At 38.8% G+C, this 21466-nt stretch carries 20 protein-coding genes, 2 tRNA genes and 1 rRNA gene; 20 read left to right on the plus strand and 3 right to left on the minus strand.

The window, feature by feature from the left end; genetic code table 11:
• The first annotated feature begins 17 nt into the window (after positions 1 to 17).
• The 3 genes from FG382_RS21620 to FG382_RS21630 all read left to right on the plus strand — a co-directional run bounded on the left by FG382_RS21620 (position 18) and on the right by FG382_RS21630 (position 1549).
• Positions 18 to 413, plus strand: coding sequence for an FtsB family cell division protein (locus FG382_RS21620; RefSeq protein WP_142540928.1), 396 nt, complete (start codon positions 18 to 20; stop codon positions 411 to 413).
• A 139-nt stretch (positions 414 to 552) separates the two neighbouring features.
• On the plus strand, positions 553 to 984 hold the full coding sequence (locus FG382_RS21625) for a S1 domain-containing RNA-binding protein (protein ID WP_142540929.1): 432 nt from the start codon (positions 553 to 555) through the stop codon (positions 982 to 984).
• 115 nt (positions 985 to 1099) lie between these two features.
• Positions 1100 to 1549 (plus strand): DinB family protein, encoded by a 450-nt coding sequence (locus FG382_RS21630; protein ID WP_142540930.1) that lies wholly within the window; start codon positions 1100 to 1102, stop codon positions 1547 to 1549.
• Between the two features lie 59 nt (positions 1550 to 1608).
• On the opposite strand, the gene FG382_RS21635 is transcribed toward FG382_RS21630, so the two are convergent.
• The 3 genes from FG382_RS21635 to FG382_RS21645 form a co-directional block, all read right to left on the minus strand.
• On the minus strand, positions 1609 to 2325 hold the full coding sequence (locus FG382_RS21635) for a nucleotidyltransferase domain-containing protein (protein ID WP_142540931.1): 717 nt from the start codon (positions 2323 to 2325) through the stop codon (positions 1609 to 1611).
• Positions 2326 to 2403: 78 nt separating this feature from the next.
• Positions 2404 to 2475 (minus strand) — tRNA-Glu (locus FG382_RS21640).
• Positions 2476 to 2566: 91 nt separating this feature from the next.
• Positions 2567 to 2640 (minus strand) — tRNA-Met (locus FG382_RS21645).
• A 405-nt stretch (positions 2641 to 3045) separates the two neighbouring features.
• Here FG382_RS21645 and FG382_RS21650 point away from each other — a divergent pair.
• The 17 genes from FG382_RS21650 to FG382_RS21730 form a co-directional block, all read left to right on the plus strand.
• Positions 3046 to 5415 (plus strand): SpoIIE family protein phosphatase, encoded by a 2370-nt coding sequence (locus FG382_RS21650; protein WP_229677465.1) that lies wholly within the window; start codon positions 3046 to 3048, stop codon positions 5413 to 5415.
• A 43-nt stretch (positions 5416 to 5458) separates the two neighbouring features.
• Positions 5459 to 6844: a tRNA lysidine(34) synthetase TilS gene (gene tilS, locus FG382_RS21655; protein ID WP_142540933.1), complete on the plus strand. Its 1386-nt coding sequence runs from the start codon at positions 5459 to 5461 to the stop codon at positions 6842 to 6844.
• 19 nt (positions 6845 to 6863) lie between these two features.
• Positions 6864 to 7406, plus strand: a complete 543-nt coding sequence (gene hpt / locus FG382_RS21660) for a hypoxanthine phosphoribosyltransferase (RefSeq protein ID WP_142540934.1) — start codon at positions 6864 to 6866, stop codon at positions 7404 to 7406.
• 98 nt (positions 7407 to 7504) lie between these two features.
• Positions 7505 to 9505 (plus strand): ATP-dependent zinc metalloprotease FtsH, encoded by a 2001-nt coding sequence (gene ftsH, locus FG382_RS21665; protein ID WP_142540935.1) that lies wholly within the window; start codon positions 7505 to 7507, stop codon positions 9503 to 9505.
• A gap of 349 nt (positions 9506 to 9854) precedes the next feature.
• Positions 9855 to 10637 carry a type III pantothenate kinase gene (locus FG382_RS21670; RefSeq protein ID WP_142540936.1) on the plus strand — a complete coding sequence of 261 codons (783 nt, stop codon included), beginning with the start codon at positions 9855 to 9857 and terminating at the stop codon, positions 10635 to 10637.
• Positions 10638 to 11519, plus strand: a complete 882-nt coding sequence (hslO, locus tag FG382_RS21675; RefSeq protein ID WP_142540937.1) for an Hsp33 family molecular chaperone HslO — start codon at positions 10638 to 10640, stop codon at positions 11517 to 11519. It abuts the gene before it with no gap.
• Complete coding sequence (locus tag FG382_RS21680) at positions 11503 to 12435, plus strand: peptidyl-prolyl cis-trans isomerase (RefSeq protein ID WP_142540938.1); 933 nt, start codon at positions 11503 to 11505, stop codon at positions 12433 to 12435. The genes hslO and FG382_RS21680 overlap by 17 nt, the downstream gene beginning before the upstream one ends.
• Before the next feature lie 118 nt (positions 12436 to 12553).
• Complete coding sequence (gene cysK / locus FG382_RS21685) at positions 12554 to 13477, plus strand: cysteine synthase A (RefSeq protein WP_142540939.1); 924 nt, start codon at positions 12554 to 12556, stop codon at positions 13475 to 13477.
• Positions 13478 to 13705: 228 nt separating this feature from the next.
• The gene (locus tag FG382_RS21690) at positions 13706 to 15118 is read left to right on the plus strand and encodes an anthranilate synthase component I family protein (RefSeq protein WP_142540940.1); all 1413 of its coding nucleotides are present in this window, start codon (positions 13706 to 13708) and stop codon (positions 15116 to 15118) included.
• Positions 15115 to 15705, plus strand: coding sequence for an aminodeoxychorismate/anthranilate synthase component II (gene pabA / locus FG382_RS21695; protein ID WP_142540941.1), 591 nt, complete (start codon positions 15115 to 15117; stop codon positions 15703 to 15705). The genes FG382_RS21690 and pabA overlap by 4 nt, the downstream gene beginning before the upstream one ends.
• A complete protein-coding gene (pabC, locus tag FG382_RS21700) occupies positions 15706 to 16542 on the plus strand; it encodes an aminodeoxychorismate lyase (RefSeq protein WP_142540942.1) in 837 nt (278 codons plus the stop codon).
• Positions 16539 to 17396 (plus strand): dihydropteroate synthase, encoded by an 858-nt coding sequence (folP, locus tag FG382_RS21705; RefSeq protein WP_142540943.1) that lies wholly within the window; start codon positions 16539 to 16541, stop codon positions 17394 to 17396. The genes pabC and folP overlap by 4 nt, the downstream gene beginning before the upstream one ends.
• A gap of 5 nt (positions 17397 to 17401) precedes the next feature.
• Positions 17402 to 17767, plus strand: coding sequence for a dihydroneopterin aldolase (gene folB, locus FG382_RS21710; RefSeq protein WP_142540944.1), 366 nt, complete (start codon positions 17402 to 17404; stop codon positions 17765 to 17767).
• Positions 17764 to 18276 (plus strand): 2-amino-4-hydroxy-6-hydroxymethyldihydropteridine diphosphokinase, encoded by a 513-nt coding sequence (gene folK, locus FG382_RS21715; RefSeq protein WP_142540945.1) that lies wholly within the window; start codon positions 17764 to 17766, stop codon positions 18274 to 18276. The genes folB and folK overlap by 4 nt, the downstream gene beginning before the upstream one ends.
• Positions 18277 to 18307: 31 nt before the next feature.
• Complete coding sequence (gene dusB, locus FG382_RS21720) at positions 18308 to 19336, plus strand: tRNA dihydrouridine synthase DusB (protein ID WP_142540946.1); 1029 nt, start codon at positions 18308 to 18310, stop codon at positions 19334 to 19336.
• Between the two features lie 181 nt (positions 19337 to 19517).
• On the plus strand, positions 19518 to 21008 hold the full coding sequence (gene lysS / locus FG382_RS21725; RefSeq protein WP_142540947.1) for a lysine--tRNA ligase: 1491 nt from the start codon (positions 19518 to 19520) through the stop codon (positions 21006 to 21008).
• A 395-nt stretch (positions 21009 to 21403) separates the two neighbouring features.
• Positions 21404 to 21466: ribosomal RNA gene (locus tag FG382_RS21730) — 16S ribosomal RNA — on the plus strand; the annotation flags it as partial.

Consider the following 21466-nt stretch of genomic DNA (forward strand, 5'->3'; position numbering starts at 1 on the left):
TGACGGGAGAGGGCGAAATGGGAGAAAAGCAAAGAAACGTATCCGCTTTGAAACAGGTTGCAGCAATTAATACAGATTATGTTCGCTCTATCGAACGTCAAGAAAATCGTAAAAAAGCAAAAAAGGTTCGATTGTTTAGGCGTTTAGCTGTATTTGGAATTATGTCTTTAGCGCTTGTTGGATTTTTAATAACTACCTTAATAAACAGTAATCAGACATTAGAGGAAAAACAATTACAAAAAGAAAAAGTCACGGAAGAATTAGCGAAAGTCCAGGAAGAGCAAGAAATGCTGAAGCTTCAAATTTCAAAACTGAATGATGATGAGTACATTGGAAAATTATTAAGAAAAGAATATTTCCTTTCAGAAGAAGGGGAAATTATCTTCACGCTTCCAGATCCTAAAGAGAAATAAATTAAAAAAACAAGTTATAAAAGAGTAGTCTTATTGACACTCTTTTTTTGTTAGCTATAATAAAGGTAGGGACGGTATGAAAAAAATCATACTTGCCCGCTAAAGAGTCGTTTAAAATTTAAGGAGGAGCATTTTTTTTATGTCAATTGAAGTAGGCAGCAAGGTACAAGGTAAAGTAACAGGAATCACTAACTTCGGAGCATTCGTCGAGCTGCCAGGAGGCTCAACAGGTCTAGTTCACATTAGTGAAGTTGCGGATAATTATGTGAAAGATATTAATGAGCATTTGAAGGTTGGAGACGTTGTTGAAGTTAAGGTGATGAATGTTGAAGCGGACGGCAAAATCGGATTATCTATCCGTAAAGCAAAGCCTCAAGCGGAAAGACCGGAGAGACCAGAACGTTCTCAGCGTCCACGTAACAACAATCGCCCAAATGATCGTGATCGTCCGAGTAAAGAGAATTTTGAGCAAAAAATGGCACGATTCCTAAAGGATAGTGAAGATCGTTTGTCTACGTTAAAGCGTGCAACAGAATCTAAGCGCGGCGGTAGAGGCGCAAAAAGAGGATAACATGCTGTCTGTTTTATCGGTAGAAAAAATGTTTAATAGATGAAGAGGTGTTCAGCTTTGCTGACGCCTTTTTTGTATAAACAATATTAGTTGTCTGTTATAGGAGGGGGAAGTAATGACAAAAGAGGAAATACGACAAGCGCACTTAGAATACTTGAATTGGATAGACTCGTTAACAGAGTTAAATGAAGAAAAAGCCAATACGCCGTACGCGGCAGGAAAGTGGTCTCCAAACGAGATAATTATGCATTTAGCAGAATGGGATCGATTCACTTTAGTGCAACGTATACCTAGTATGAGAGAAGGTGAAAAGCTTGAAGCGTTTCCAAACTTCGAAGTCTTTAATGCAAAAGCCGCAGCCCTTGCTCATGAACAAACATTTAAAGAAACCCTCTCTTACGCAAAACAGCAACGTCAAGGTATTATGGAACAATTGGAAGCAATTGCTGAAGTAGAATGGGATAAAGCTTTCTATATTGGTGAACATAAAGAAACTATTCGTAGTTACTTTACTAGTTTTATGGAGCACGACAATCACCATCGCTTACAAATTTCCGCTAGATAGAAAAAAGAGACATCCAAATTGCAAGGATGTCTCTTTTTCTTATCTGGCATAGAATGATCTCACTTTCCTAAAGAAAATCCTTCAAATAAGCGACCACCATAAGGGTGTAATACTTTATCTACTATTTCGATTACTTCATTTTTCAGGCCAGTTTTATAATAAAGATCAAAGGCTTCGACAAATTGTTCTGTGAACGCTTCATCATATTCTTTTAGTGATCGAACAATCCATTTTGATGCACCGATCCACCTAAGATTCGTACGCAATATAAACTCACTAGTCAGTTCAGCCAAGGTATTAGCGACAAATAATTCCTCGGCTCTATTATGACTTCCAATAAAGTCATCCAGTGCATCAGTTATAAAATAACGTTTTATGTTTATTGTTTCGTCCGACCATAACTCAGGACCACTGGCTAATAGTTGCTTTGCTTCCTCTTGAATAGCTCCCAAAATTCCTTCTTCGTTTTTTAAGATAACCCCTTCAGCAATCATTCTTGGTAAAGAAGGTCTTGCCCTTTGACGATCGCTTTCAAAATAACTTTTGTAAGAGATTAAATTATGAACAAATACCTCTATGGGCCAACTACCGACAATAAGCGACTCTCTGTAGGAGGAGTAAATATTTTTGCTGAATACGACGATGTCCAAATCAGAAGTTTCTGTAGCCTTTCCTTGGACTACACTTCCTGCTAAAATAGCGCCCTGGCAATCCGGAAAGTAGAGAGAAATAAATTGTTTTGCAGCTTCGACAGGTTCCAATCTATTTGGATTCATATTGCAATCTCCTTTATTATGTATATGAAAAAAAGCAATTCCTAAAGTTAAGCTTTAGAAATTGCTTTTTTTAAATGATGACCCCTACGGGATTCGAACCCGTGTTACCGCCGTGAAAGGGCGGTGTCTTAACCGCTTGACCAAGGGGCCATATTAAAATATGCCATTTTTAATATGATAATAATATAAGTTATCCGACATTATCCGTGAATCTATAAATGGATAATTAATTAAAAATGTATGGCGGCAGAGGGAGTCGAACCCACGACCTTTCGGGTATGAACCGAGTGCTCTAGCCAACTGAGCTACACCGCCGTTTTAACGAACAATTAACATATTACAATCCTTTCGTTAAAGTGTCAATAGTTCTTTTGAAAATTTATAAAAAGATAAAAAGAAAGTTTATTCCGACAAATTGCAATTGGTTATTATTTTACAAATGCAGCATTTAATACGAAGTAAATGTTCTCAATTCAGATTTATTGAATTCTCCTTATTCATCAGTCTAACCGCGTAATCAGTACGTTTTGGGATAGTCTTTTATCGGTTAAGAATATTCCTGTTATGCATTCTGCAATCCTTTTTCTCCGTTTCACTTCGTGACTGATATCGTCGAAAACTTTTTATAGGAAGACGTCAGAAAGAGACATACTTTTTGTTCATACAGTAGGTATACTTCCATCAATAGTTGAATACGGGGAGGTATAAGATTTGAAAACAATGTATGAGCAAGAGCAAAAAAGGGGTTTGTCTTTTAGAAGGGTAATAGAAGGTCTTCAAGCACGCAAAGTAGCTATTTCACTTACGGTTATCTTTTTTATTCTTTCGTTTTTCTTAGCACAAGTTGTACTATTCGAAGCTTCCGTACCTTTTTTTCTTCCAATTTGGGCACTTGTTAGTTTACGTTATCCGCGTTTTCTTCCGTGGACAATTGCAGGAGCCTTACTGGGCAGTGTGACATTAGGGCTTGGACAAGTAGTGATCCATGCGTTACAAGCGCTTCTATTCCCTCTTTATTCGAAAAGAGTTTTAAAGAAAATCCCTGTGCCAATCTTTGTTTTGATGGACGTCGTTATTATCCAGTCTATATGGCAATATGTTTCGTACAGTGGGAATGTCCCAGGTACCATTTGGTTGGCAATTGCTTATGAAGGAGTACTGGCTTTATTTATGACGATATTTTTGTTTCAACTTTTCCTTCCTATGCCAGACTTCATTCATAAAAGATGGACGGCCGAAAGAATGGGAGCGGCATTACTAATAGGAGCGCTAGTGTTAACGGGGATGTCTTCGTATATTTTCGGATATGTTTCTGTCCCGTTAATATTTACACACTTGGTTATTGCAGTATCAGCGGCAGTAGGGGGTGTTCAACTTGCTACAGTAGTTGCAGTACTCGCAGGGACAGTGTTAAGTATTTCCAAGCTCAGTTTTAGTGGAATGATAGCTGTGTATGCATTAACCGGCTTTTTTGCAGGACTGCATAAGCCTTTTGGTAGGTTGTGGCAGGCGTTTGGTATGCTCGGAGCAACATTTTTCTTTATACTATATGATCGAACTTTACCTTTAGATACTGTTTATATAGGTTCTCTCGTCACTGCTTCTTTATTGTTTTTTGTCATTCCATCTAGCTGGATCAAAACTTTAAAGGACCAACTATTTCCGGATACTTCAAATGTTCTTTTAAGAAGGCAAAAGTGGATGACGGAAAAAGTAAATCATCAACTTCAGGAATTTCAGCATTTTGTTGACTTCATCACACGATTTATATCCGATCGGTTCGAACCAAAAGCGACCGCTCAGAAAGGACAATCCGCCCCTTTACCAATTTGCCAGGCTTGTTTTCGTTACGAAACTTGCTGGGGAGAAAAGTCAAACGGAATGCCAGCATTGATGAAACAATGGGAGGATCAACCGAATAAGACGAGGTTCCATATCGAAAAGAAAATGCAGTACAAATGTATAAAGCCCGCCCAAATTATGAAAGAGCTAAAAGAGAAGGAAGCGAAAAAACAATTATCATATGAAATGCAGCATGGTAAAAAAATGTTCGCACTAAAACTTCGTGATATGGGGAATCATATGGGAGAGCTTATGAGTAATCTGGAAAATGATGTGACATTATATACTTCACATGAAGAAGAGATTAAACAAAAGTTTCAGCAATGTAATATCCCGTACTTCCAAATTGATGTGCTCAATATCGAAATCGGGCAAATGGAAGTAGTGTGTTGCTTACCGATTGAGTCTAAGGCGAAAATGACTGGAGAAAGATTGGTATTACCAATTTTATATGACTTGTGGAAAGAGCCTTTCGAAATTACATCGATGAAAGAGATGCATCATCCTTACGAGCATGTGCAAATGACTTGTAAATCCTCCGTACGCTTTGAGATAACGCATGATATTTATACATCTTCTAGTAGAAATACAATTTATTCAGGGGATGCACATGCTGTGTTCCAACTTCATCCTGGTTTACTTGCGGTTATTTTATCAGATGGAATGGGGAATAATGTTGAGGCTCACCGAGAAAGCAGAAGAGTGATGCAATTTATGCGTGAATGTTTGAATAAAAAAATGGATCCGGAAACAACTATGCATACGCTGCATTACATGATGAGCTTGCAAGATGATACGGATAGTTATGCGACAGTGGATTTAGCATTAATTGACTTACAAAACGGAGAGCTGTGGTCATGGAAGGCGGGGAGCATGTCCACGTATTTAATCAGAGGCAATGAAATGCGTAAAATCGAAAGTCAGCATGTGCCATTTGGGTTTTTACCAACCTTTTCAATTGAGGCAAGAAAAGTGGATGTAAAAGATGGAGATGTATTAGTAATGCTTTCAGATGGCGTCTTTTCTGCAAATACATCCATCGAAAAACAAGAAATGTATTATAAAAAAATACTGCAAGATCCAACGATGAATGCAGAGCGCTTTGTAAAAACTCTAGAAGAAACTTACTCTTTACCGGGAGATGACCGAACCGTCATCTTCATGCAAGTGAAACACGCAGTTCCAGAATGGTCCATTTTTTCACCGCGCCAAGCAGCAAAATACCAAGAAAACATGGTACACTATTAAGAAAAGCGGAAGCATCTAAGCAAAAAAGAAAAAAGGTGAAAAAATGCATTCGTTCGTTCGGAAAGTAAAAGAATATATAGACAAGCATCAGCTTATAAAAGAAGGGGACCGTCTTCTCATTGCTTGCTCTGGCGGAGCAGATTCCTTAGCATTAGTTCATGTTTTAAATAATTTAAAAGAAATATATCATGTCGAAATAGGAATTGCGCATGCAGATCATCAGTTAAGAGGAGAAGAATCAGCGGAAGATAGTAGATTTGTCGAACGATTCGCAGCAAATTTAAATATTCCATTTTTCGCAGCAACTCTGGAAGTGCCAAAAAGAGTTGCTGCAGAAGGTGGAAATGTACAAGTAATATGTCGAGAAGAGCGATATTCCTTTTTCGAAAAAACGATGAAAATCTTTCATTATACAAAGCTAGTCCTCGGTCATCATGCCGATGATCAAATTGAATCTGTCATTATGTCACTGGCGAGAGGTTCTAATTCGTCCACAATTACAGGAATACCAAGGTCAAGACCTTTTTCAGAAGGTCACATTATCCGTCCATTTCTATGCATAACAAAAAAAGAGATTTTCGAGTATATTCATCTCCATAAGCTATCATTTAGACATGATCCAAGCAATGATAAACATACATATACTAGGAATCGTATTCGTCATACTATTGTTCCGCTTTTAAAAGAAGAAAACCCTAATATAAGCGACAGTATCCACACATTTGTGGAGAAACAAAAGCAGGATGAGGAATTTCTTCAAAGCATGGCGAAACGAAAGTATGAACAGCTTGTGACAATTGATCAGGATGGCGTTTTTTTTCTAGATACAAAGTGCTTTATAGAAGTGCCCATCGCTTTACAAAGAAGAGTGATTCTACTACTATTAAAGTATCTATACAAAAACTCCGAAATACTTCTTAATGATCACTTAATCGATTCCATTTTGGCTGCTTGTAATAAGCATGATGGCAATATCACCATTCATTTGCCTCAAGATTATTTCCTCGTACGTCATTACAATAAAGTTCAGTTTTCCTCTGGCAAACAACAACCTATCATTGCTAGGAATGTAGTAGAAGAGGACAGTTGGATTACTATTGGTGCTGGTTATTCCATCTATTTAACGAGAAATTTGACCGATGCTATTTCGGGTGAAAAATGGTTTGTTCAACTAGAAAATGATTGCCTTCCATTGTTGATCCGTCAAAGAGAGGAAGGAGATCGAATCCAGATAAAAGGGATGAATTCTCCCAAAAAAATATCTCGGGTATTTATAGATGAAAAAATCTCAGCACAGGAAAGAAGAGAGTGGCCACTACTAGTAACATCGAAAAATGAAATTATAGCAGTAATTGGACTTCGTTATGGAGAAAGATTTTCAAAGAAACACTACTCGCAAAACTATGTCTTATACATAAAGCGAGACTAATTATTAGGGGGGACTATATATGTTAGAAAAAGACATACTAAAAGTTTTATTGACAGAAGAACAAATTGAAGAAAAAGTACGCGAACTAGGTGCAACATTAACAACAGAATACGAAGACAAGTTCCCACTAGCTATTGGTATCTTAAAAGGTGCAATGCCTTTTATGTCGGATTTAATGAAGCGTGTAGACACTTATATCGAAATGGACTATATGGATGTGTCTAGCTATGGAAATGCTACCGTTTCTTCAGGAGAAGTTAAAATTATTAAAGACTTAAACACTAGTGTGGAGGGGCGCGATATTTTAATTATTGAAGATATCATTGATAGTGGTATGACTTTGAGCTATCTAGTGGATCTATTTAAATATCGCAAAGCAAAATCGATTAAGTTAGTTACGTTGCTAGACAAACCTAGCGGAAGAAAAGTAGACCTTAAAGCGGATTACGTAGGGTTTGAAGTACCGGATGCATTTGTTGTTGGATATGGGTTGGATTACGCAGAAAAATACCGTAATTTACCATATGTTGGCGTGCTAAAGAAAGAAGTTTATTCTTTTTAAAACAAATGATAAACTAAAAGGCTTTTCATTGTACGTTAAAAAAATCGTGTGATAAGATTATCTTTAGTTTTTCTGTTTACCTTGTGAGGAGGCTGGGAATGAATCGAGCATTGCGCTACGCTATATTATACTTATTGATATTCTTTGTAATTGTTGGGATATTTGCGACCTTTAATTCGGGCAATCAACCAACTAAAAATATTCGTTATGACGAATTTATGACTTCTCTTACGAATGGAGAAGTAACAAGCTTTAGTATGCAGCCTGAACAAGGTGTTTATTTTGTTGAAGGTAAAATGAAGGGCTATAAAGAAGGGGAAACTTTCCTAACAAAGCTTCCATATAATTTTGAACAAGCACAAAGCAAAGTTTTATCGTTAGCGGAAACAAATGGAGTTCAAGTTGAAGTCATAGAAGCCCCGAAAACGAGTGGCTGGGTTCAATTTTTCACTGGATTGTTACCGTTTCTAATCATTATTATTTTATTCTTCTTCTTACTTAGTCAATCACAAGGCGGTGGTAACCGTGTGATGAACTTCGGTAAGAGTAAGGCAAAATTATATGATAACGAAAAGAAAAAAGTAAGGTTTACAGATGTTGCTGGTGCAGATGAAGAAAAGGCTGAGCTAGTAGAAGTAGTAGATTTCTTAAAAGATCCACGTAAATTTGTGGAAATTGGAGCACGTATTCCAAAAGGGATTTTGTTAGTAGGTCCTCCAGGTACTGGTAAAACATTGCTTGCTCGTGCTGTTGCAGGAGAAGCTGGCGTACCGTTCTTCTCTATTAGTGGATCGGATTTCGTGGAAATGTTTGTCGGTGTCGGTGCATCTCGTGTGCGTGACTTGTTCGAAAATGCGAAGAAGAATGCACCATGTATTATTTTTATCGATGAAATTGATGCAGTAGGTCGTCAACGTGGAGCTGGTCTTGGTGGTGGTCACGATGAGCGTGAACAAACACTTAACCAATTGCTAGTTGAAATGGATGGTTTCGGTGCAAACGAAGGTATTATTATCATCGCTGCAACGAACAGACCGGATATTTTAGACCCAGCACTTCTTCGTCCAGGTCGTTTTGACCGCCAAATTACAGTAGGTCGTCCAGATGTTAAAGGACGTGAAGCGGTACTTAAAGTACATGCTCGTAATAAACCGCTGGATGATTCAGTAGATTTAAAAGCAATTGCACAACGTACACCAGGTTTCTCTGGCGCAGATTTAGAAAACTTATTAAACGAAGCAGCTCTTGTTGCTGCTAGACGTAATAAGAAAAAAGTAGATATGAGTGATATTGATGAAGCAACAGACCGTGTCATTGCAGGTCCTGCTAAATCAGGTAAAGTCATTTCTAAAAAAGAACGCAATATTGTTGCATTCCATGAAGCAGGGCATGTGGTTATCGGACTAACACTAGATGATGCGGAAATCGTTCATAAAGTGACAATCGTTCCTCGTGGTCAAGCAGGTGGATATGCGGTAATGTTACCAAAAGAAGACCGTTACTTCATGACTAAACCAGAGCTACTAGACAAAGTAGCAGGATTACTAGGCGGTCGTGTAGCAGAGGATATTACATTTGGAGAAGTATCTACTGGTGCACATAATGACTTCCAACGTGCTACTGGTATTGTAAGAAGCATGGTTACAGAATATGGTATGAGTGACAAACTTGGTCCAATGCAATTCGGTCAAGCACAAGGAGGAAATGTCTTCCTTGGTCGTGACTTTAACTCGGAGCAAAACTACTCGGATAAGATTGCATATGAAATTGACCAAGAAATGCAAACAATGATTAAAGAGCAATACGAACGTACAAAACAGATTTTAACGGAAAGACGCGAATTATTAAACTTAATCGCCAATACGTTATTAGAAGTTGAGACACTCGATGCAGCTCAAATCAAGCATTTAGAAGAGCATGGAACGCTTCCTGAGAGACCTTATGAACAAGCGAACAAAGAAGCGGAAGTGAATCTTAAAAAAGAAGAATCAACTGAATCGGTAGGAGCTCCTGCAGATCCGTCTACTGGCGACTTGCCGAAAGAAGAAGGCCCTGCGAGCATACCAGATAACGCGATTCAAGAAGAACGTAGAGATTAATAGAATGGAAAAGCTGATTGCCCACCGCTATGTGCGAGGCAATCAGCTTTTTCTTGCTTTAGAAACTTCCACAATATAAGATATTTCACTGTTTAGGGAATCTGCGTCGTAAAGAGATACGGCAAAGGCAATTGATTTCTGCTCCAGGCGGACGGCGTCCACCCTGTAGCGAAAATCCCAGCGGACTCTTCATTCAATTCACTACCGCGCAGTTTCCCTATAATACGCAATATACTATTCGGTATTCTTCTTTGTTGGTAGGGATTGGCCAGGCTCATGTGCTTTTGTTCTTGTTACCATATATGGTATGATGTTTTGGAAAACTTACTAGAGAGTTGGGGCAAGTCAGATGATACTTGTGTTAGATACAGGGAATACAAACATTGTTTTAGGGGTATACGAAAATGATGTATTAATTCATCATTGGCGGATGGAAACGGATCGTCTGAAAACAGAGGACGAATATGGGATGCAAGTAAAGGCGTTATTTTCACATGCAAATATTGCTTTTGAGCAAATAGAAGGAATTATCATTTCTTCTGTAGTCCCACCAATTATGTTTTCTTTAGAGGCGATGTGCAAAAAGTACTTTGGTATAAAACCATTAGTAGTAGGTCCCGGTGTTAAAACGGGCTTAAATATTAAATATGAAAATCCTCGAGAAGTGGGAGCAGATCGAATTGTAAATGCAGTTGCAGCCATACATGAATATGGTGTGCCACTTATTATTGTAGACTTTGGAACCGCAACAACCTATTGTTATGTTAACGAAAAAGGAGACTATATGGGTGGTGCTATTGCTCCGGGTATCGGTATATCAACAGAAGCATTATTTACAAAAGCCAGTAAGCTTCCTCGAATTGAACTAACAAGACCGGAACACATTATCGGGAAAAATACTGTATCGGCTATGCAAGCAGGTATTGTATATGGTTACGTAGGACAAGTCGAGGGTGTCGTGAATCGCATGAAAAAAGTCTCGAAAAAAGCCCCTAAAGTTATCGCGACAGGTGGCATGGCTACATTGATCGGCGAGGAAACAACCGTAATAGACGTTATCGATCCTTTTCTAACGTTAAAAGGATTGTATTTAATATATCAACGAAATATAGATGAAAGAGGTATGAGATAAATGAATGATTATTTAGTAAGAGCATTAGCTTTTGAAGGAAGCGTTCGTGCATTTGCTGTTCGGACAACAGACACAGTGGGAGAAGCGCAACGTCGTCATGAAACATGGCCAACAGCATCAGCTGCTCTCGGAAGATCGATGACCGCTACTGTAATGATGGGTGCAATGTTAAAAGGTGAGGACAAGCTTACCGTCAAAGTAGAGGGAAATGGTCCAATTGGTCCTATGATTATTGATAGTAATGCAAAAGGGGAAGTACGAGGATATGTTACGAACCCACAAACACATTTTGATTTGAATGAAAAAGGAAAGTTAGACGTTCGTCGTGCAGTAGGAACGGAAGGTACACTTACAACAGTTAAAGATTTAGGGATGAGAGATTTCTTTACGGGGCAAGTACCGATTACTTCTGGTGAAATTGCAGAGGACTTTACGTATTATTTTGCTGTATCGGAACAAGTGCCTTCTTCTGTTGGACTCGGAGTTTTAGTTAACCCAGATAACACGATTTTAGCTGCTGGTGGATTTATTATTCAATTAATGCCGGGTGCAGATGATGAAACAATCACTATTATTGAAGAACATTTAAACAAAATGGAGCCAGTATCAAAGCTAATAGAAAAAGGATTAACTCCTGAGGAATTACTATTTGAGATTTTAGGGAAAGAAAATGTGCAAATTTTAAGTACTATGCCAGTTGCATTTGAGTGTAATTGCTCTAAAGAAAGATTTGGAAGTGCAATTATTAGTTTGGGTGAGAGCGAAATTCGTGAAATGATTGCAGAAGACGGAGGTGCAGAAGCACATTGTCATTTCTGTATGGAAAAATACAATTACTCAGTAGACGAATTGGAGTCATTTATCGATGAAATCAACTCGTAATAACGAAGATTTCCAACCGAAACGACGTTTAAAAACGAAACCAGTACTTCTTGTGCTCGGCATCTTATTACTTGGGAATTTACTATGGTTCATCGCCTGGTTAATACCGAATGATAAGACTGTTAGTGAGACGGAAGAAGAAGTCGCTTCCGTGAATGGGAAAGCTATTACGAAAAATCAGTGGATGGCTGAAATGGAATCGATGTATGGAAAAGAAGTTTTATTAGATATGGTAAATACAGAAGTCATGGAAGCTGCAGCTGAAAAAAACAATATTAAAGTAAGCGATGCAGAAATAGACTTGGAACTTGCACTTATTCGTTCAACTCAAGAAGGGGGAGACACATCATTTCAATCATTCGATGAAGAGGTGATGCGTAAAAAGGTTCGTGCGAGGTTAATATTAGAAAAAGTACTAGCGAAAGATATTGTTATTAAGGATGCTGACATAAAAGCATTTTATGAGAACAATAAAAACTTATATAATATACCAACTTCTTATCGTACAAGTGTTATTTATAGTTCAACTGAAGCTGAAGCGAAAGAAGTATTAAAGGAACTGAAAAACGGTTCTTCTTTTGAAGGATTAGCAAGAGAACGCTCCTCTGATGTGAGCTCAGCTAGTTTAGGTGGGGATATCGGCTATGTTGTAGAAGGCGCTGAAACAATAGACGAAGCATTGGGGAAAGCTCTACCGAAAATAGATGTGGGTAAATGGAGCGATGTTATATCGTTAAAGGATGGTCGCTTTGCAGTTGTGCAAGTAAATAGCGTGTTCAAGGGACAGTCTTTTTCGTTTTCTGATGTAGAAGACCATATCCGTAGAGAACTTGCATTAGATCAATTGCCACAATCAGTCACACAAGAAGCATTTTGGGAAGAATTTGATGCCGATTGGTTTTATAGTGAGAAATAAAAGCATACTCTAAGGAGTGTGCTTTTATTTTTACTACGATTATTGACAATACATCTCTAACATTGGTATGATTAAGAAAATAAAACCTATTAACTAAGTAGGGATTAGGAGTGGAACTATGACGAAGTTAGCACAATCCGTATTAGACTTAATTGGAAAAACACCGATCGTAAAATTAAACAGAGTTACCAATCCAGAAGATGCAGAAGTATATGTAAAACTAGAATACTTCAATCCTGGGAGTAGTGTAAAAGACCGCATTGCGTTTGCAATGATCGAAGCGGCAGAAAAAGCAGGGAATTTAAAAGAGGGCAGCACAATCATTGAACCAACTAGTGGTAACACAGGAATAGGACTAGCGATGATCGCAGCAGCGAAAGGATATAAAGCAGTACTAGTAATGCCAGATACAATGAGCTTAGAGCGTAGAAATCTACTTCGTGCATATGGAGCAGAACTAGTATTAACACCTGGAGCAGATGGTATGAAAGGTGCAATTGCTAAATCGGAAGAGTTGGCAAATGAAAATGGGTGGTTTATGCCACAACAATTCAATAATGAGGCAAATCCAGAAATCCATCGTTTAACTACAGGACCTGAAATTGCAGAAGCGTTTGACGAATTACACGGATTTGTATCAGGAATTGGAACTGGTGGAACGATCACTGGAGCTGGTGGCGTATTAAAAGAAAAATTCCCTGATATTCAAGTCGTTGCAGTAGAACCAAAAGATTCAAACGTATTATCTGGTGGTAAACCAGGTCCACATAAAATCCAAGGAATTGGAGCTGGATTTGTTCCAAAGGTATTGGATACAGAGTTATACGATTCTATTACGCAAGTATCCAACGAGGATGCATACGAAACTTCTCGCGAAGTTGCAAAATCAGAAGGAATTTTAGGTGGAGTTTCTGCGGGAGCAGCTATTTACGCGGCGCTTCAACTTGCAAAAGAACTTGGTAAAGGTAAAAAAGTAGTCGCAATTATCCCTGACAACGGTGAACGTTATTTAAGTACTCCGTTATACCAATTCGAAGATTAATAAAGTAAAACTTCAATCAGTGGGGGTTTTCCGACGTACAGAACGTGCTAGTGCGGACGTCGCGCATTTAGTCCGCTTTCCCCCACTGATTGTTAGTTGAGGCCCGTTAATGCGGAATAAATAAAACTAGAGAGGAGGCAATTATTGCTTTCTCTCTTTTTTTTGTGGCGAAATGGAGTAGTTTCAAGTTAAGATGAAGGCAAACCGTTTATAGGGGGATTTGAAAAAGTGGAATTACAACTTCAAACGCATGCATTTCAATTATCAAAAGCAGCGTTTTTTTATGCATATAAAGAAATCACAAAAGAAGAGCCACATCATTTATTTTTCGAAAGTGGACGTGGAGGGAGTTTGTCGGTAGCGGCTTGGAATCCGTTAGCTGTGACTAGGTCTACTGAAACGGGATTACATATTGAGTGGAAAGATGGAAAGGTTGAAGAACGTGAGGGAGAAGCGCTTGCAGAGTTAGAAAAGCTAGTTGGTTCTTATAAACTGCCTTTTCGAGAAGATTTACCCGATTTCCAAGGCGGAGCAGCTGGTTTTATTAGCTATGATTATGCGAGAAAAATAGAAGTACTGCCTACAATGTCGACGGATGATTTACATATACCGGATATTTACTTTTATTTATTTGACGTTTGGGCAGTATTAGATGTTGAAACGGAAGTTGTTACACTGATGAAGCTATCTACGAGTGGGGTAGATTTGGTGAAATTAGAAGAACGATATAGAGCGGCTGCCGAAATGGGTCTTGCATCGAGTGTTTTTCGTTCAGGAAAAGCGTTAGAAGTAGCGGAAGATCAGTCGAAATTACACGTTTCTGTAGATGCTTCTGAATTTGAAGATGCTGTTCGAAAAGTACAGCAATATATAGCGCAAGGCGACGTTTTTCAAGTGAATTTATCCGTTCGCCAATCAAAAGAGTTGAAGGCAGAACCAATTGCTATGTATGAAGCGTTGAGGGCTTTTAATCCATCTCCATATATGGCATTTATTCATTCACCTGAATTTGCTGTTGTATCAGGGTCTCCAGAATTATTAGTGAAGAAAAAAGGTACAGAATTATCCACTCGCCCAATTGCAGGGACGAGACCGCGTGGTAAAGATGATGCGGAAGATATCGCTTTGGCGAATGAACTCATCGACAATGAAAAAGAACGGGCAGAACATGTAATGCTCGTAGACTTAGAGCGGAACGATTTAGGGAAAGTGTCTACATATGGAACGGTCGAAGTAGATGAGTTCATGGTCATTGAACGATATTCGCACGTAATGCATATAGTTTCCAATGTAAAAGGGACATTACGTGAAGGAGTATCGAATACGGAGATTGTGCGCGCGATGTTTCCTGGTGGGACGATTACAGGTGCTCCTAAAATTCGTACAATGGAAATTATCGAGGAGCTGGAACCGGTTCGACGAGGAATCTACACAGGATCTATTGGTTGGTTAGGTTTTTCTGGCGATTTAGAGTTCAATATTGTCATTCGCACTGCATTTATTCAAGATGGGATGGCATATATCCAAGCCGGTGCTGGTATTGTTATTGATTCGATACCAAGTGCAGAATATGTAGAATCATTAAACAAAGCAAAAGCAGTTTGGCAAGCGAAGGCGATGGCGGAGGGAGAAGGCAAATGATATTAATGATTGATAACTACGATTCCTTTACATATAATCTCGTTCAGTATATTGGTGAAATAGGAGTGGAAGTGAAGGTCGTACGAAATGATGAACTAACGATAAATGAGATCGAACGACTAGCACCTCAAGTCATTGTTGTCTCCCCGGGACCCTGCACGCCGAACGAAGCGGGTATAAGCTTGGAAGTCATTACGCATTTTGCAGGGAAAATCCCTATCTTTGGTGTTTGTTTGGGGCATCAATCGATCGGGCAAGCATTTGGCGGAAAAGTGATCCGAGCTGAAAGATTAATGCATGGGAAAACCTCTCCTGTTTATCATGACGATAAAGGGGTCAATGAACATATGCCCAACCCTTTTCATGCAACAAGATACCATTCTCTTCTCGTGGAAAAGGAGTCATTGCCGGATTGTTTGGAAGTAACTTCTTGGACGGAAGAAGGAGAAATCATGGGACTGCGTCATAAAGAGTTTCCGATTGAAGGGGTGCAGTATCATCCGGAGTCTATTATGACGCAAGATGGAAAAAAACTTATCCGCAACTTTATCGAAAAGTATAGCTTCCTTGCACAGGAGCATGTATAAATGGATGCTTGGAAGAATGGTAAGTTATACGCCAGAAATGAATTAACCATTTCTGCGTATGATCATGGTTTTTTATATGGGTTAGGCTTCTTTGAAACCTTTCGTACGTACGGCGGACAAGTGTTTTTATTCGATGAACACTGGATGCGGCTTTGTCGTGCTTTGGCCGATTTTCGTATGACAATGCCATATGATAAAGAAACTATTTTGGCTGCTGTCCGCGCTTTAACGGATGCAAATAATGGAGAAGACGGCTATTTTCGGTTGAACGTCTCAGCAGGTGATCACGATATTGGACTTCAGCCATCCCAATATGAAAAGCCTACTGTGATTTTATTCCGAAAAACTTTGCATATTACTCAAAGAGGTGCAGAGAAAAAAGCAATATGGCTTAAAACGACCCGGAATTCCCCTGAAAGTGCCAATCGTCATAAGTCCCATCATTTCGCAAATAATGTACAAGCCAGATTCGAAGTAGAATCATTGGCCAAGCATGAAGGTGTTTTTCTGACAGTAGAAGGATATGTTGCAGAAGGAATTACGTCCAATATATTTTGGGTGAAAGATAAGAAAATCTACACACCATCACTTGCAACGGGAATACTCGCTGGAATTACAAGAGAATGGATTTTACATAATTTCGAAGTAGAAGAAGGCTTGTTTACGAAAGAAGTGTTAGAAGCGGCAGATGAGGTTTTTATTACAAATTCGGTACAAGAAATTGTCTCTATTAAAGAGATAGATGGAAAACAATTTTTAGGTAATCACGGTCCTGTTTATGTGGAACTACATGATGCTTATGTAAAGTGTATTCAGGAGGAAAGGACAGTAAGATGAATTTACAATATCATACCGGACTCTTTGAAGGTGGAGGAGTTGTATTAGATTTTAAAAAAGAAACGATTGTGATGGGGATTTTAAACGTTACTCCCGATTCTTTCTCAGACGGTGGGAAGTTTAATGAGATAAAGGCAGCAGTCGCTCGTGCGAAACAAATGGTTGCGGATGGAGCAAAAATCATTGACGTTGGAGGAGAGTCTACTAGACCCGGACATACGGTTATTTCCGATGAAGAGGAAATCGCAAGGGTTGTACCGGTCATCCAAGCTATTCGTGCAGAAGTAGATGCAGTCATATCCATTGATACGTATAAATCAGCGGTTGCTCGGGCTGCAATTCTTGCTGGGGCACATGTCATTAATGATATTTGGGGTGCTAAAAGAGATCCAAAAGTGGCGGAAGTAGCTGCTGAACTAGGAGTTCCCATTATTTTAATGCATAACCGAGATAATGAAAAATATAAAGATTTCTGGTCTGAAGCTAAGCAAGACTTAGAAGAATGCATCAAAATTGCAAAATCGGCAGGGGTTCCTGACGAACATATTTGGCTAGATCCAGGCATTGGATTTGGGAAAACAACCGATCAAAATATTTGGATGATGCAGCATTTAGATGATTTAGTCGATATGGGATATCCTGTGTTATTAGCGACATCTCGTAAACGTTTAATCGGTAATGTATTGAATCTTCCTGTGAACGAACGCATGGAAGGTACAGGGGCAACTGTTTGTTATGGTGTGCAGCTTGGTTGTCATATGGTACGGGTGCATGATGTGAGGGAAATTGCGCGTATGACGAAAATGATGGATGTACTGACAGGAAAACAGAAGTACAAGAAAAGCGAGGGGTAACTGTAATGGATTATATACATTTAAATGACTTAGAGTTTTATGGCTACCATGGAGCGCTAGCAGAAGAAACGAAGCTTGGTCAAATCTTCCGTGTAACGATAACGTTAGCGTGTGATTTAAAGAAAGCAGGAGAAACTGATAACTTAGAAGAAACGGTTAACTACGCGGAAGTTTTTGAATTGTGTAAGGAAATTGTAGAAGGTAAGCCTTTCTTATTGATAGAAGCAGTTGCAGAGAAAATTGCATTACGTATTTTAGAAGGCTATAAAACAAAGGTTAGTGGGTGTCGCATTCAGCTAGTGAAGCCCAATCCACCGATAGCAGGACATTATGCTTCGGTTGCAGTCGATATTACGAGAGGTTCACTATGAATAGGGCGTATATTTCATTGGGTTCGAATATTGGGGACCGCCTTCATTACCTTCAACAGGCCGTACGATTATTACAAAATGTGAAAGGTATAAAAGTATGCCAAGTATCCTCTGTGTATGAAACTGATCCAGTCGGCTATGTAGATCAGGATGCATTTTTGAATATAGTGGTGGAGCTTGAGACTTCATTGACCCCACATGAGTTACTGAAAAAGTGTAACGAAATTGAGGCGGAATTAGGGCGTACAAGAGATATACATTGGGGTCCGAGAACCGTAGACCTTGACATTTTGTTGTATAATGAAGAGAATGTGAAATCGGAGAACCTCATTATTCCGCATCCAAGGATGACAGAAAGAGGCTTCGTCCTCATACCATTAGTTGAGATAAACGCAAATGTAAGAGACCCTAGGACAAACAGTTCTTTCATGGAATTTGCCGATGCTCAAAAAGAAGGTGTTCGTGTATGGAGAACTTTCGATGGAGTAGACGCATTCGTTTTAATATAAGAATAGATAAGTAAAAAGTAGGTGAATAATTGTGACAAATACATCAACAAAACCATTTCAAATTGGTGACTTTGTAATGGATAATCGTGTCGTGCTTGCCCCGATGGCAGGTATATGTAACTCAGCTTTCCGTTTAACGGTCAAAGAATTTGGAGCAGGACTAGTTTACGCTGAAATGATTAGCGATAAAGGAATCGTTTTGAAGAACGAAAGAACCTTAAGTATGCTGTATATCGATGAACGTGAAAATCCATTATCCCTTCAAATTTTTGGAGGAGAGAAAGAGACACTAGTTGCCGCCGCGAAATATGTAGATCAACATACAACTGCTGATATTATAGACATTAATATGGGCTGCCCTGTCAATAAAATTATCAAATGTGAGGCAGGGGCTAGATGGCTGTTAGACCCAGAAAAGATTTACGAAATGGTATCCGCGGTTGTAGATAATGTAAAAAAAACAGTAAGTGTGAAAATGCGTACAGGTTGGGATGATGAACATCTATATATGGTAGAAAATGCTCGTGCAGTGGAACGTGCCGGTGGAGCAGCGGTTGCAGTGCACGGACGTACTCGAATGCAAATGTATGAGGGGCAGGCCAATTGGGATTTAATACGTCAGGTGAAAGAATCGGTGAATATTCCTGTAATCGGAAATGGGGATGTAAATACACCTCAGGATGCAAAGCGTATGCTAGATGAAACAGGTGTTGACGCTGTTATGATTGGACGAGCAGCGTTAGGAGATCCTTGGATGATTTACCGTACAGTCGAATATTTAGAAACAGGTGTATTAAAGCCAGAACCAACTGCACAAGAAAAAATAGACGTTTGTTTATTGCACTTTGATCGTTTAACTGCCTTGAAAGGGGAAAAGATAGCGGTTAGGGAAATGCGCAAACACGCTGCTTGGTACTTGAAGGGTATTCGTGGTAATGGGACAGCAAGAAATGTCATTAACCAAACGGAAACCGCTCAAGAGCTGAAGGATTACTTACGTTGTTTTGCAGAAGAAGCTTCCAAAGAGGAATATAGCGCTGTCGATTCTATTCTTGCTTAATAGCGAAAAGAAGGGCTGTCACATTTGGTGATGGCTCTTTTAAGTTTTGGAAGGTAATCTGAATAATGGAAAATATCGAACGATGAAGGAAAAAGGTGAACAGAACACAGAAATTGTGTACAATAAGTTCAATGTTATAAAAGATACTTGCAAAATAGTAAGTAGTGGAGGAGTGACCGATATGTCTAATGTAGAAGAATTAAATGATCAACTTTTGGTGAGAAGACAAAAGATGACTGCAATACAAGAGAAAGGATTAGATCCTTTTGGTGGAAAATTCGAGCGTACACATTTGAGTGATCAAGTAATTGCAGAATTTGAAGAGTTTACAAAAGAACAATTAGAAGAAACAACACATGAAGTAGTCATAGCTGGACGTATTATGACGAAGCGTGGAAAAGGGAAAGCAGGCTTTGCCCATATTCAAGACTTTGGCGGTCAAATTCAAATTTATGTGCGTAAAGATGCAATTGGAGAAGATGCATATGAATTATTTAACTCAGCTGATTTAGGGGATATTGTAGGTGTACGAGGAAATGTGTTTCGTACACAAGTAGGCGAGTTATCAGTAAAAGCGGTTGAATTCACATTTTTAACTAAATCATTACGTCCGATGCCTGAGAAATTCCACGGGCTTAAAGATGTAGAGCAACGTTACCGTCAACGTTACTTGGACTTAATGACGAGCGACGAAAGCAAAACAACATTTATCACGAGAAGTCGTATCATTCAATCGATGCGTCGTTACCTTGATGGACAAGGATACTTAGAAGTAGAAACTCCATTATTACATTCTGTTGCTGGTGGAGCAGCTGCCCGTCCGTTCATTACACATCACAATGCTCTTGATATGGAATTATATATGCGTATCGCAATTGAATTACACTTAAAGCGCCTAATTGTAGGTGGATTAGAAAAGGTATATGAAATTGGTCGCGTATTCCGTAATGAAGGAGTTTCAACACGTCATAATCCAGAATTTACAATGATTGAGTTATATGAAGCGTACGCTGATTATCAAGATATTATGAACTTAACTGAGAATTTAGTGTCGCATGTAGCTCAAGAGGTACTAGGTTCTACAACTATTATGTATGGAGAAGACGAGATTAATCTTGCACCAGGCTGGAGACGCTGGCATATGGCGGATGCAGTAAAAGAAACTGCAGGTGTGGATTTCTGGAAGCAAATGACGAAAGAAGAGGCACATGCATTAGCGAAAGAACATGGAGTAGAAGTAAAACCTTCTATGGAAGTGGGACATGTATTAAATGAATTCTTTGAACAAAAGGTAGAGGAAACATTAGTACAACCAACATTTATTTATGGACATCCAGTTGAAGTATCACCACTTGCAAAGAAAAATCCAGAAGATGGTCGTTTCACAGATCGTTTTGAGTTATTTATCGTTCGTCGTGAACACGCGAATGCATTTACAGAGTTAAATGATCCAATCGATCAACGTCAACGCTTTGAAGCGCAGTTAGTAGAAAAAGAAGCGGGCAATGATGAAGCGCATGAAATGGATGAAGATTTCTTAGAAGCATTAGAATACGGTATGCCACCAACAGGTGGACTAGGTATCGGAATTGACCGTTTAGTAATGTTACTAACGAATTCAGCTTCTATTCGTGATGTACTATTATTCCCGACGATGCGTCATAAAGATTAATTAATAATATAGTAAAGGAGATGCTGCTATGTAGTAGTATCTCCTTTTTTATTCTTCTATATATAGTGTTCCAGAGTAAATATAGAATGATTTGAAATTTATTTCAAAAAAGTACTTGTCAAAACAAAAACAGGGTGGTATAGTTATCAAGTTGTCATTTTCACTACTGATTTCACACGAAAAACAAATTGAAAAAAGTTGTTGACAATGAGAAACAGAAATGTTAAGATATTAAATGTCGCTGAAACAAGACGACAACATGAACATTGAAAACTGAACATGCAAAACGTTAAGATATAAACTATTTAGATTAACTTGTTAGTCTGATAGTAAAACAATTATGACATCATTTAATGATGATGCCAGCAAAACAAAATGAGCTTTTTAAGTTCTCTATTATGGAGAGTTTGATCCTGGCTCAGGACGAACGCTGGCGGCGTGCCTAATACATGCAAGTC

Origin of the sequence: Psychrobacillus lasiicapitis, from assembly GCF_006861795.1 — a bacterium.
Lineage (GTDB): Bacteria > Bacillota > Bacilli > Bacillales_A > Planococcaceae > Psychrobacillus > Psychrobacillus lasiicapitis.

Coding starts and splice junctions, on each gene's coding strand:
- FG382_RS21620 (WP_142540928.1), top strand. CDS start 18: ATGGGAGAAAAGCAAAGAAACGTATCCGCTTTGAAACAGGTTGCAGCA.
- FG382_RS21625 (WP_142540929.1), top strand. CDS start 553: ATGTCAATTGAAGTAGGCAGCAAGGTACAAGGTAAAGTAACAGGAATC.
- FG382_RS21630 (WP_142540930.1), top strand. CDS start 1,100: ATGACAAAAGAGGAAATACGACAAGCGCACTTAGAATACTTGAATTGG.
- FG382_RS21635 (WP_142540931.1), bottom strand. CDS start 2,325: ATGAATCCAAATAGATTGGAACCTGTCGAAGCTGCAAAACAATTTATT.
- FG382_RS21650 (WP_229677465.1), top strand. CDS start 3,046: ATGTATGAGCAAGAGCAAAAAAGGGGTTTGTCTTTTAGAAGGGTAATA.
- tilS (WP_142540933.1), top strand. CDS start 5,459: ATGCATTCGTTCGTTCGGAAAGTAAAAGAATATATAGACAAGCATCAG.
- hpt (WP_142540934.1), top strand. CDS start 6,864: ATGTTAGAAAAAGACATACTAAAAGTTTTATTGACAGAAGAACAAATT.
- ftsH (WP_142540935.1), top strand. CDS start 7,505: ATGAATCGAGCATTGCGCTACGCTATATTATACTTATTGATATTCTTT.
- FG382_RS21670 (WP_142540936.1), top strand. CDS start 9,855: ATGATACTTGTGTTAGATACAGGGAATACAAACATTGTTTTAGGGGTA.
- hslO (WP_142540937.1), top strand. CDS start 10,638: ATGAATGATTATTTAGTAAGAGCATTAGCTTTTGAAGGAAGCGTTCGT.
- FG382_RS21680 (WP_142540938.1), top strand. CDS start 11,503: ATGAAATCAACTCGTAATAACGAAGATTTCCAACCGAAACGACGTTTA.
- cysK (WP_142540939.1), top strand. CDS start 12,554: ATGACGAAGTTAGCACAATCCGTATTAGACTTAATTGGAAAAACACCG.
- pabA (WP_142540941.1), top strand. CDS start 15,115: ATGATATTAATGATTGATAACTACGATTCCTTTACATATAATCTCGTT.
- pabC (WP_142540942.1), top strand. CDS start 15,706: ATGGATGCTTGGAAGAATGGTAAGTTATACGCCAGAAATGAATTAACC.
- folP (WP_142540943.1), top strand. CDS start 16,539: ATGAATTTACAATATCATACCGGACTCTTTGAAGGTGGAGGAGTTGTA.
- folB (WP_142540944.1), top strand. CDS start 17,402: ATGGATTATATACATTTAAATGACTTAGAGTTTTATGGCTACCATGGA.
- folK (WP_142540945.1), top strand. CDS start 17,764: ATGAATAGGGCGTATATTTCATTGGGTTCGAATATTGGGGACCGCCTT.
- lysS (WP_142540947.1), top strand. CDS start 19,518: ATGTCTAATGTAGAAGAATTAAATGATCAACTTTTGGTGAGAAGACAA.